This is a genomic window from Desulfobacula sp., assembly GCF_021107415.1.
The window spans coordinates 1-10,560 of the sequence record NZ_JAIOSW010000460.1 but is presented as its reverse complement, the minus strand read 5'-3'; the positions used below and the strand labels follow the sequence as shown (position 1 = coordinate 10,560).

Below are 10,560 nucleotides of genomic sequence, written 5' to 3'. Positions count from 1 at the left end.
TTGATACAGCCGGCAGAATTCTTTTTGAGGGAAAATCCGAAGAGGATCAGGCTAAGATAAATGCCAGAAATTTTGCTGATGCCCAGTATAAGTATAAAGTCAGATTTGAGGAAAATCTTACCAGAAGAATCCAGACCATGCTTGAGAGAATTGTTGGCGCAGACAAGGCCATTGTACGAGTGACATCTGAAATGGATTTTTCAAAAAATGATATGAATGAAGAAATTTTCGATCCGTTTGAACGGGGGGGTGAATTTACCAGAAGCCGGAAAAATCGAGCAGAAAAGATCACAACAGCATTAGAAGAAATTCCAATTCCATCCAGTGTGAATCCTATTGTTGGAGATGATGGGCTTTTGGGTGGACAGAATAATGAGCGGGTAAATAAGAGTGATGATACCTTTAATTATGAAATCAGTAAAAGGATTCGGGAAATCCAAAAACCCATGGCTGTTCTAACCAGGCTTTCTGTTGCTGCGGTGGTGGATGGAAAATATGAAGTTAAAACCGATGAAAGCGGTAATCGAAAAAAGGTTTATGTGCCAAGGCCGCCTGAAGAGATGAAACAATTTGAAGATATTGTCATTAAGGCCATGGGGTATAATGAGGAGAGAAGTGACCAGGTGTCCATGGAATGCTTCCCGTTTGCCTCCATTGCTGAGATTGAGTCGGAACCGGCTGTCACAGGGTTTAGAATGGTTCAAAAAGAGTATGGCAGAACCATTGCAAATCTGCTTATAGTGATTTTATTATTCCTTTTTGTCATACGCCCCATTATAAAGACTGTAAGAGAGATCAAAACAACGGTTGAGCAGGAAGCCTTGCCGGGACCTGATGATAAGGCCCTGATTGAAGAAGAGCAAAAAGAGCCTGAATTCATTGAAATGGATGGTAAGCAGCAAAAAGAATACATGGATCTGATGACTGAAGAGCAAAAGGAAGTGTTCTTAAAGAAAATGAGTACATCAGAGCGGGCATCATATCTGACCAATATGTCTGTTAATGAAAAAGCTAAGTATTATGCCCAAAAAGATATTTACAAGACGGTTAATATCCTTAAAGGCTGGATAAGCGAAATAGAGGAGGAATAATTATGGCTGATGTCTTAGATTCTGACAGTCTATCCGGTCCACGGAAAGCGGCTATTTTCCTGATGGCAATGGGAGAGGACTATGCCACCCAGGCATTTGAAAAAATGAATGAACTCGAAATCAGTGATGTGGCATTTGAAATGTCTTCGATTGATAATATCACTCCGGAAATGTTAAAAGCGGTTTCCCTGGACTTTGTGTATCAATTTGAAGGCGAATCGAAAATGATCATAGAGAGTGACTCTTTTATTAAAAATATTGTTAAAAAGACGTTGAAGGATAAAGAGGCTGATGCCATTCTTGATGATCTTGAGAAGAAAAAGCAGGATAAGCCGTTTATCTGGAGCAGGAATGTGAATGTGGGAACACTTGCCGGCTATGTGGAAGGAGAGCATCCTCAAACTATTGCAATGATTCTTGCCCATATGCCGTCTGAAATATCATCAGATATACTGATGTCTCTTTCCGAAGAGCTAAAGGGGGACATTGCCATGCGGATTGCAAAATTAGGCCAGATTTCAGAAGATGTTGTCCGGGATGTTGACAGGGCATTAAAACTTGAACTTTCAGGTGCTGTGGGTCCGGGAGGGAAAGCCGGCGGGTTGCAGGTGCTGGTGGATATTATCAATGGGGTGGACAAGGCAACAGAAGATTCAGTCATGGAATTTGTTGAAGAGGATAACCCTGAAATGGCCAATGATATTCGAAATTTGATGTTTGTATTTGAAGACCTTACCAGTATTGATGATATGGCAATGAGAGAGATTCTCAAGAAGGTTGAGGGCCAGCAATTGACCTATGCACTGAAGACGGCAACAGATGAAATGAAAGAAAAGATTTTTTCCAATCTTTCCCAGAGAGCGGGTGAAATGCTTAAAGATGATCTTGAAGCCATGGGTCCTGTCCGTTTGGCAGAAGTTGAAGAAGCTCAGCAGACAGTTGTTCGTGCAGCCAAAGAGCTTGAGGCTGATGGAACGATAACGCTTGGAAAAGGAAAAGACGATGTCCTTGTCTGATATTGATGATGAAAAGTTTAAACCCATTGATTTGAGTTCTTTGGAAAGCTTTGACGAAGAACACTCAAATGATACGGATAAATCCAAGCCGGATTTTGATCGATTTGAAATGTTATTTGAAAAACCGAAGTTTGAGAAAGAAGAATCCTATAACTTTGAAGCCATGTATGATGTTAAAAAAGAAGAGGTAGAAATCGTTTTCAAGCCTTTGATCGAAAGCAATGATGATCCTTTTGAAAAAGATGAGGAACACAAAGCAAGAAAAGACATAAAAGGTAATGAAGCATTTGAAAAACAAGAAGAGCTAAAAGAAACTCCGGAAAAAAAAGGGTATCGGGCCGGATTTGAAAAAGGCCTTGAAAAAGGGATAGAACAGGGGATAGAGCAAGGGCAAAAACAGGGCTATGAAGAAGGATTCAAAAAAGGAGAGGCCCAAGGGCTTGAAAAAGGAGAGCAGCAAGGCTTTGAAAAAGGAGAACAGCAGGGGTTTGAGAAAGGCCAGAAAGAAGGGGAGGAGAAAGCCACAAAAGAGACCCGGGAAAAGGCAGTTGAAATTTTAAATTCACTTGAAGACTCATTGAAGACAGCAGATTCCACACTGGAATTATTGGTTGAAAAGTATGAAGAAAGAATTATTTCTCTTATTCAACAGATTGCCCAAAAAACGGTCATAGCCCAGATTGAAATGAATGATGAAATTGTTAAAGCTATGATTCTAGAGGCATTAAAAATGCTTGTTCAACCCGAAGAGGTGGTATTAAGCGTATCCTTGGATGATTATGAATATGTTGAGATGATCAAGGATGAGTTTTTTGAAGCTATTGATTCGTTAACCAATGTGTCCATAAGATCGGATGCCTCCATTAAAAGGGGCGGCTGTAAAATTGATACCATTACAGCGTCTATCTCGGCAGATCCGGAATCAAGGCTTGAAGCTATCTTTGAAGCCATTAAAAAGGCTGGGACTGCATGATCTTAGAACATTTAAATAAAATGGACTTTCATAAATATTTTAAGGCTGTGGACCAGTGTGTTACGATACAGCCGGAAGGAAGGATCTCTCAGGTTATCGGGCTGATTGCAGAAGGGGACAGCCTGGGATTGGGTATTGGCAGTCTTTGTAGTATTATTAATGACCATGGTCAGGAAATTAAAGCTGAAGTCGTAGGATTTAAAAAGGAAAAAGCTTTGTTTATGCCCTATGGAGATATCCGGGGAATCAGTCTTGGCGCAAGGATTATTCCCATCGCAGCAACGCCTTTGGTTGGCGTTTCTGATCAACTTTTAGGAAGAGTAATAGATGGCATGGGAACGCTGATAGATGGTAAGGGAGAGATCGAGTACACTCAAGAGTATAATTTGTATGGAAAACCCATGGGACCCATGCAAAGAGAGTCCATTAAAGAACCTTTGGATGTTGGTGTGGCTGCAATCAACAGCATGATAACCCTTGGCAAAGGTCAACGCGTGGCTATCATGTCAGGTTCAGGGGTGGGCAAAAGTGTTTTAATGGGAATGATGACCAAGCATACCAGTGCAGATGTGGTGGTCATTGGCCTTATCGGAGAAAGAGGCCGGGAAGTAAAGGATTTTATTAATGATACACTGGGGGAAGAAGGACTGAAAAGAGCGGTGGTGGTTGCGGCAACTTCAGATTCTCCCCCTTTGGTGAGGATAAGAGGCGCTTATCTTGCTACCACCATAGCGGAATATTTCAGGGACCAGGGAAAAGATGTCTTATTGATGGTGGACTCCATCACGCGGTTTGCCATGTCCTCAAGAGATGTGGGACTTGCTGCCGGGGAGCCGCCGACATCCAGGGGGTATACACCATCATTTTTTGTTCAGATTCCTATCCTTCTTGAAAGAGCCGGCAATATGGAAAACAAAGGATCAATTACAGGGATTTATACCGTGCTGGTTGAGGGGGATGATCTAAATGACCCTGTCGGGGATACGGTGAGATCCATTGTCGACGGCCATATTGTCTTGTCAAGGGATCTTGCCAACAGGGGCCATTATCCAGCCATTGATGTCCTGGCCAGTATCTCAAGGGTGATGCGGGATGTCAGCCAAAAAGATCATGTGGTTTTAAGGGATAAAGCAATCAGTGTTTTATCTTCATATAGAGGTGTGGAAGATATGATTACCATTGGTGCATATATTGACGGGTCAGATCCGGATGTTGATGAGGCAAAGCGCTTGATGCCGGGGATTGTTCAGTATTTAAGACAGGACATGAATAGAAAGGTGGACATGCAGTCCAGTGTAAATGGTTTGAAAGATGCCCTGGGTATCAAACAGGACAAAGAAAAATCAACCAAATAACCAGGCAAATAACCAGATAAATAACCAGATAAATAAAAAAATATAGATGAAACGATTTGAATTTAAACTACAGCCTTTGCTGAGTTACAGACAATACCTGGAACGTCTTGCCCAGCAAAATACAGCCAAGGCCAACATGAATGTGCAAAATTGTGAAAAACAAATCACTTATCTGAAACAGACATATGATCAAAACGCTGATACCATTGAAAATATTGTGGTTAAAGGCGTTAAAGCTTCTGAATTCAGGCGGTATCATGATTATCTTGATTCTGTGGAAAGCAGGATAGAAGATGAAAAATTAAGGAAAATTGACTTAAAAAAAGTTCTTAAGGAAAAATTATTGGAGTTAAAGAAAAAGAGTGTTGATAAAAAGGCAATGGAGATTTACCGTGAAAAATTGAAAACGGAATACACTCAGGAAATTATAAAAATAGAACAAAAAGAACTGGATGAGATTTCATCCTTAAAAACAGCTAGGACATTATCTAATGAAACGCTTTAATAAAGTCATATTTTTTCTTGGTATTTGTTTGGTATTTTCAATTCTTTTAGGGCCAATATATCCAAAGGATTATTCATCATCCATTAATGGGACCGATGCCTTTGCAGAGGATGAAAAAAAAGATACCAAGAAGGATAGCGAGGCAGCCCAGGAAAACCCCTGCCCTGAATGCCCGGAGTGTCCTGATCCTGCCAAGGTCGTATTGCGGGGCCTTGAAGATAAGAAAACAATGATTGAAAAACAACGAAAAGCCCTTGTACAGGAAAAAAAAGAACTTGAAGTATTTGAAGAACAAATTGATGAGAAACTTGAAAGCCTGAAAATTTTAAAGAAACAAATTGAAGAGGATGTCGCACTTCTTACAAAAAAGAAAACCCAGAAAGAAAGGGAAAAAGAAGCTGCATATGAGGCCAAGATCGGGAGACTGGTAAAAATGTATGCAGGGATGAAACCGAAAAGTGCTGCCCAGATTGTTGATAAAATGAATCTTGAGGTCGCCCAGGTAATATTTTTAAGAATGCGTGAAGCCTCTGCATCCCAGATTCTATCCTTTGTGGACAGTGAAAAAGCGGCTAAAATCAGCGAACGCCTTGCCTTTAAGAGAAAATAAAACGAATGTAACCGGAGTTTTAATTGAGGCCTTGGATGATTTCTTGAGAAAGCAGGGATGATTTATGGTTGTGGAGGGAATACCAGTATCGCCACAAACAATCCGATCTATCTTTGACTCCAATAAAAAGACTTTTGCGGCTTACAGTTATGTATATCCAAGACCCTCCTCCGAGTATCTTGCTTTATTTAGTACGAAGCCTTTAATTTTAACGGTCCTTAAATCAATATTTTTAAGTTTCATTTCCATGACAAGCAGTTTTTTTCTATCCTCAAGAAAAGAGATTATTTTTTCGGCATCTTTGGCAATGTCAGAAAAAATTTTAATTTTTTTCAAATCGCAAAAAATACCTATTTCCGAAATTGGTTTTTAAAGAATCAGGATAGTCTCCAATTATGTTAAAGCAAACTTTTTAGATTTGAATCCAGTTTTTTCCATATTGCGGAATTTCAGATCAGAAACTAAAAAACCAGTCTATACTACATCTGGTATATTGATAAATATTTATCAACCCGGACTGGTGGATGAAACGTTCGGTAATTTGTCGAATTAGACTCCTGACAGATTAATATCTATCTATAAACGATAGTAGAAATGTCCCACATATTTTGATTGCAACTAATATGCTCCGCATAAATTGTCATGAAAAATGAGCTGATCATTCGAAAGATATGTGGCTTTCACCAGAAAGGATATGTTAAATAATTTTCCGTTTGATTTATGTGTAAATACTTTTATAGAAGCCACGACAAATAATGATTCAATAAAATTGCATACAATATGCTAATGCATGATTTTACACTAATGTAACCGTGTCCGGTCGAGGCTAGCCCTTTTGCGATCTTCAATCCGACTTTGCAATCTGCTTACTGGCTGGTAAGCTTGATTTCAATCCGCCGGTTTTTTCGATAGGCCACAGATGTATCCGCCGTATCAATGGGATGATATTTACTGAAACCTGCTGCCGCCATCCTTTTTTCAGGGATGCCTTTTTGACTCAGGAACCGGACCACGGAGACGGCACGGGCAGCAGATAATTCCCAGTTCGATGCAAATTTTTTTGTTTTAATGGGAATCCGATCAGTATGACCGTCAATGCGCAATATCCAGTTGATCTCACTTGGAATCTTTCTGGATATTTGTAACAGAGTGTTTGCCAGGGTTGTGAGATGGACCGTGCCTTGGGTTCCCAGGTCGGAGGACCCGGATTCAAAAAGAAGGCCAGCCTGTAGAACAAACCTGTCCCCTTGTATTTGTACAGCCGGGTTGTTGCCTATGATTTTTTGGAGTCGTCCGAAAAATTCTGACCGGTATTTTTGAAGTTCATTCACCTTCCGGACCAAAGCAATGTTTAATTGTTTGCCAAGTTCAGCAATTTTTTCATCTTTTTTCTGGCCCTGGAGTTTGGTAAGGGTCAAAGCATCGCTGATCATCTTTAACTGGGCCTGGAGTTTGGTAATCTGGTCGGAAAGAAGGGCCACCTCAGCCCTGGCACCGGCAGACAACTGTCTCTCCTGGGAAATTGCTTCTTTTTGTGATTCAAGCACCACGGAAAGAGCCTGTATCCGAATATCCTGTTCTTCGATCTTTTCCTGGGCCAATATGGTCATTTCTGTTTTATCCGCCAACCTGTCAACCAATGCCTTTGACCGATCCCGTAACATCGAAATCTGGTAATCCTTGTCAGAAAGGGACGCGGCAAGACCCGCAACTTTCTGCTCCAACTCATCCTTGACCTGGGTCAGGGCTATGATATCCTCGTTCAAGCTGGTAATGGTTAGCATCTGCTTTTTTCTTTGGGTTCTGTCAATTTCTGATTGCGCTGAATAGTCCGCAACTTGAGCCATGAAAAATTCTCTATCTTCAGATAATCCGATGATAACATCTGATAACCGGCTAACCTCAGTGCCTAACTGGCTGGACTTTTCCTTTTCAAGCCCGAGAAGCTCTGCCAGTTCATTGATCTGGCTATGGAGTATTGCCAGTTCATTTTTTTGGCCATAAAGTACTTCGCTGAGCATAAACTGGGCCACGGTAAAAATCATCAATACAAAAATAACCACCATCAGCAGAGCTGACAGGACATCAACATATCCTGGCCAGGCTGTAATAGGGCTTGAGATACGCCTCATTTTGGAAATCATTGCGCTCTCCTGTTATTTTTTCAAGGCAGAGTCATCCTCTGCAGTTTCACTATGTTGTTTCAAAAAACGAACCATGACTTGGTTATTTTTTTGCATCTGATTAATCAGAACTCTGAGATGGTCGTCAATATTTTCGAGAGCTGTAATAGAAATACTGGCACCAGTTTCAGATGCATCATCGATATCTATCAGGCGGGTGACCCCTGACAACCACTCTTCCATTTCATTAAAAAATCGGTTCTGAGCATGACCAGCCTGAATATCAACAAATCCCAGTACCAGAGATCCGCCCAGACCAAACAAGGATGAACTAAAAGCCGTGCCCATTCCCTTAAGCGGTTCTTCAAGACCTTGTTTTAGATGGCTAAAAACATTGATAAAATCTCGGGTTCCTACTTCCAGGCCGCTGATTACCTGTCCTACAGTGCCGATGGTCTGGAGCAACCCCCAGAAAGTCCCTAAAAGTCCCAAAAACACCAGCAGCCCGATCATGTATCTGGAGACTTCCCTTGACTCATCCAGATGGCTCCGAATTCCGTCTAAGACCGTACGAAGGGACAAGGCAGACAGACGGAATCGGTCCCGGTGTATTTCTTTCAAGTGTTTAGCCAAAGAAGAAAGCAGTACCGGTTCCGTGACAGACAGGCCCGGATCACCGGTGCGAAAAATTTTGATCCACTTGATCTCGGGTTCCAGTCTCTTAATCTGGAAAATATTAATGCCGATGCCCACACAAAGGGCTGCAATGATCAGGAGATTAAAACCCCAGTTTGCCATGAATGCCGCTTTGAGAGATGCCGATAGGAGAACACAGACCCCTGTCACTATCAAAAGGTATAGAATTATCAAGAAAAGATAATGCCTCGGATTTGTCATAAGGGACTAACCTCCTTATTATAACATATTAATAAAAGTTACATTTCTTACAATTACAAATTATTTTGTTACTGGTCAATTTGGGTGTTGCTCCTATTTTTTAGGTAACTGTATTTTCTTACTGTATGTATTGTTATTTGATGAATGTTGTCAAGGAATTGAATTTGGGATGTCTACCGATGTAAAAAATTTAATGGAAGCTTGGTTCATTTGATTGTGCTATTTCAAATATAGTTTAATATTCTTTACAGTTAAAATATTTCTTGATAGATGTGAAATAGATTCAGTCTCCATTAATAATTGTATTTGGATAAGTATAATACAAAATCATACGAGAATGCAGCATGATTTTGTATCTACAATTTCAAAGAAGGATCAATATTAAACAGTGTATTATACAACATAAAGGTTGGAGAAAATGAAATATTTAAAGTTTATCTTTTTATTAGGGTTTGTATTGATAATTTCGTTATCTTTAATAAATGCTTTAAAAGCCGAAGTCTCAAACTCAGAATACAATAGATTAGTTAATGCCCATAACAGATTAATTAAAGAGAGCAAGAAGGTTATTAATGAATGCAACCAAGAACGGGAAGGCGATCAAATAGAATACAATAGCTTAGTTGAAAACTATAACAAATTACTTGAAGAGGATAAGAAGGTAATTAATGAATGCAACCAAGAACTGGAAATCAATCAAACAAAACACAATAGATTAATTAATAACTATAACAAATTACTTAAAGAGGATAAGAAGGTAATTAATGAATGTAACCAAGAACTGGAAGTCAATCAAACGAAATACAATAGATTAATTAATAAATATAACAGATTACTTGAAGAGGATAAGAAGGTTATTAATGAATGCAACCAAGATGTGAAAGACTGTCGAACAGAATACAATAGATTAGCTAATAAATACAAAAAATTACTTGAAGAGAACAAGAAGCTTATTAATGATTACAATAAACTTTTGAAACAACATCTTTGAGGGTGTTCAAAATTCTGCCATGACATGTCCCAGATGTAATGAATTTGTAAGAATTCTAAAAACTGATTTATAATTGAGTTTCATCAAACCCTCAACCCGAAACACATTTATCAACCGTTTTTCATATTTGGGATTTCAATTCAACTTTATAACCATGTGGCAGCAGTCCAGGACGATTTTTCATATTCAAGTTGATATATTCATTTTAATTTTGCAGATTTTGAAAATCATTTTCTGGAAGTTTGGACAAGTTCGGTTACTCTCCAATTAAAAATTAATGGAAGTTTGATTCATTTGAACATGCCTTATCCCATATAGAGCACCAAGCAAAAATCAAGCATTATTTTAAATTTATTTTTAGGCAATACTTCACACTCCCGATTCTTACCAGTTTTTTCTTAAACGTGTGAGACTGATATAATTTTTACAATCATAGATTTATTAAATTCCGCGTAACCGGTGGAAACACCATGTACCTTATGCCCAATTTTGGCAAGCTGGTATACAAGATCTCTTAAAACTAACTTAAGGATCAAAGCACCTTGGAGCCATAATTTTTATATTGGAGCGGACATGGTAAGACATTCTATATGAAGCCGTCATTACATCCTTTATATTCGGAGTGCTGCGACAGTTGAATTTTAGCCATCCTGTCCGCAAAATTTATAAAACCTTAAACTGAAAAAAATAAATACAGCCTGTGTTTATTTTATAATTTAAGTTCTATTCCATAAAGCTCCTGTATCATGTTACGCCACTGGCCTAAAGGCATATCCTTAGCAAATGTAATATCCAATGCATTTGCATCCCTCCATTTTCCACCTCACATTCCACACCCCAATGTTCAGATATGAGGTATTTTTAGAGGAAGCGGTTATCCCCCTGGCTTTGTGAAGATTTGTGAGTTTAATCCCAATGCTCTTAAATACTCCCGTTGATTTTGGGTCAAGGGCTTGTTTAATCGCCTGTGTTTCCCTATTTTGAGAATCATCAAATACT

Annotated in this window: 11 protein-coding genes; 7 read left to right on the top strand and 4 right to left on the bottom strand. The window is 39.3% G+C overall.

What is annotated here, in order from left to right:
• The 6 genes from K8S13_RS23280 to K8S13_RS23255 all read left to right on the top strand — a co-directional run.
• The coding region (locus K8S13_RS23280) for a flagellar M-ring protein FliF C-terminal domain-containing protein (RefSeq protein WP_291466120.1) at window positions 1-1,091 on the top strand (1,091 nt) is incomplete at its 5' end.
• Window positions 1,092-1,093: 2 nt separating this feature from the next.
• Window positions 1,094-2,107 carry a flagellar motor switch protein FliG gene (gene fliG / locus K8S13_RS23275; RefSeq protein ID WP_291466119.1) on the top strand — a complete coding sequence of 338 codons (1,014 nt, stop codon included), beginning with the start codon at window positions 1,094-1,096 and terminating at the stop codon, window positions 2,105-2,107.
• Window positions 2,094-3,080 (top strand): FliH/SctL family protein, encoded by a 987-nt coding sequence (locus K8S13_RS23270; RefSeq protein ID WP_291466118.1) that lies wholly within the window; start codon window positions 2,094-2,096, stop codon window positions 3,078-3,080. Before fliG ends, K8S13_RS23270 begins: the two co-directional genes overlap by 14 nt.
• The gene (locus K8S13_RS23265; RefSeq protein ID WP_291466117.1) at window positions 3,077-4,435 is read left to right on the top strand and encodes a FliI/YscN family ATPase; all 1,359 of its coding nucleotides are present in this window, start codon (window positions 3,077-3,079) and stop codon (window positions 4,433-4,435) included. Before K8S13_RS23270 ends, K8S13_RS23265 begins: the two co-directional genes overlap by 4 nt.
• A 46-nt stretch (window positions 4,436-4,481) precedes the next feature.
• Window positions 4,482-4,940 (top strand): flagellar export protein FliJ, encoded by a 459-nt coding sequence (gene fliJ / locus K8S13_RS23260; protein WP_291466116.1) that lies wholly within the window; start codon window positions 4,482-4,484, stop codon window positions 4,938-4,940.
• A complete protein-coding gene (locus tag K8S13_RS23255) occupies window positions 4,927-5,550 on the top strand; it encodes a hypothetical protein (protein ID WP_291466115.1) in 624 nt (207 codons plus the stop codon). Before fliJ ends, K8S13_RS23255 begins: the two co-directional genes overlap by 14 nt.
• A gap of 147 nt (window positions 5,551-5,697) precedes the next feature.
• Here K8S13_RS23255 and K8S13_RS23250 read toward each other — a convergent pair whose 3' ends face one another.
• From K8S13_RS23250 to K8S13_RS23240, 3 genes are all read right to left on the bottom strand, one after another.
• Window positions 5,698-5,886, bottom strand: coding sequence for a hypothetical protein (locus K8S13_RS23250; RefSeq protein ID WP_291466114.1), 189 nt, complete (start codon window positions 5,884-5,886; stop codon window positions 5,698-5,700).
• Between the two features lie 530 nt (window positions 5,887-6,416).
• Entirely contained in the window at window positions 6,417-7,694 is a 1,278-nt protein-coding gene (locus K8S13_RS23245) for a peptidoglycan-binding protein (RefSeq protein WP_291466113.1), read from the bottom strand.
• A 12-nt stretch (window positions 7,695-7,706) separates the two neighbouring features.
• Entirely contained in the window at window positions 7,707-8,570 is an 864-nt protein-coding gene (locus K8S13_RS23240; RefSeq protein ID WP_291466112.1) for a biopolymer transporter ExbB, read from the bottom strand.
• Between the two features lie 418 nt (window positions 8,571-8,988).
• On the opposite strand from K8S13_RS23240, the gene K8S13_RS23235 reads away from it, so the two are divergent.
• Window positions 8,989-9,561 (top strand): hypothetical protein, encoded by a 573-nt coding sequence (locus tag K8S13_RS23235; RefSeq protein WP_291466111.1) that lies wholly within the window; start codon window positions 8,989-8,991, stop codon window positions 9,559-9,561.
• A 776-nt stretch (window positions 9,562-10,337) separates the two neighbouring features.
• Here K8S13_RS23235 and K8S13_RS23230 read toward each other — a convergent pair.
• Window positions 10,338-10,560, bottom strand: a 223-nt coding sequence (locus K8S13_RS23230; RefSeq protein WP_291466110.1) for a hypothetical protein, incomplete at its 5' end; no start/stop codon positions are given.

What these genes read in the sequence shown, in the direction of transcription:
- fliG (WP_291466119.1), top strand. Translation starts at nt 1,094, where the DNA reads ATGGCTGATGTCTTAGATTCTGACAGTCTATCCGGTCCACGGAAAGCG.
- K8S13_RS23270 (WP_291466118.1), top strand. Translation starts at nt 2,094, where the DNA reads ATGTCCTTGTCTGATATTGATGATGAAAAGTTTAAACCCATTGATTTG.
- K8S13_RS23265 (WP_291466117.1), top strand. Translation starts at nt 3,077, where the DNA reads ATGATCTTAGAACATTTAAATAAAATGGACTTTCATAAATATTTTAAG.
- fliJ (WP_291466116.1), top strand. Translation starts at nt 4,482, where the DNA reads ATGAAACGATTTGAATTTAAACTACAGCCTTTGCTGAGTTACAGACAA.
- K8S13_RS23255 (WP_291466115.1), top strand. Translation starts at nt 4,927, where the DNA reads ATGAAACGCTTTAATAAAGTCATATTTTTTCTTGGTATTTGTTTGGTA.
- K8S13_RS23245 (WP_291466113.1), bottom strand. Translation starts at nt 7,694, where the DNA reads ATGATTTCCAAAATGAGGCGTATCTCAAGCCCTATTACAGCCTGGCCA.
- K8S13_RS23240 (WP_291466112.1), bottom strand. Translation starts at nt 8,570, where the DNA reads ATGACAAATCCGAGGCATTATCTTTTCTTGATAATTCTATACCTTTTG.
- K8S13_RS23235 (WP_291466111.1), top strand. Translation starts at nt 8,989, where the DNA reads ATGAAATATTTAAAGTTTATCTTTTTATTAGGGTTTGTATTGATAATT.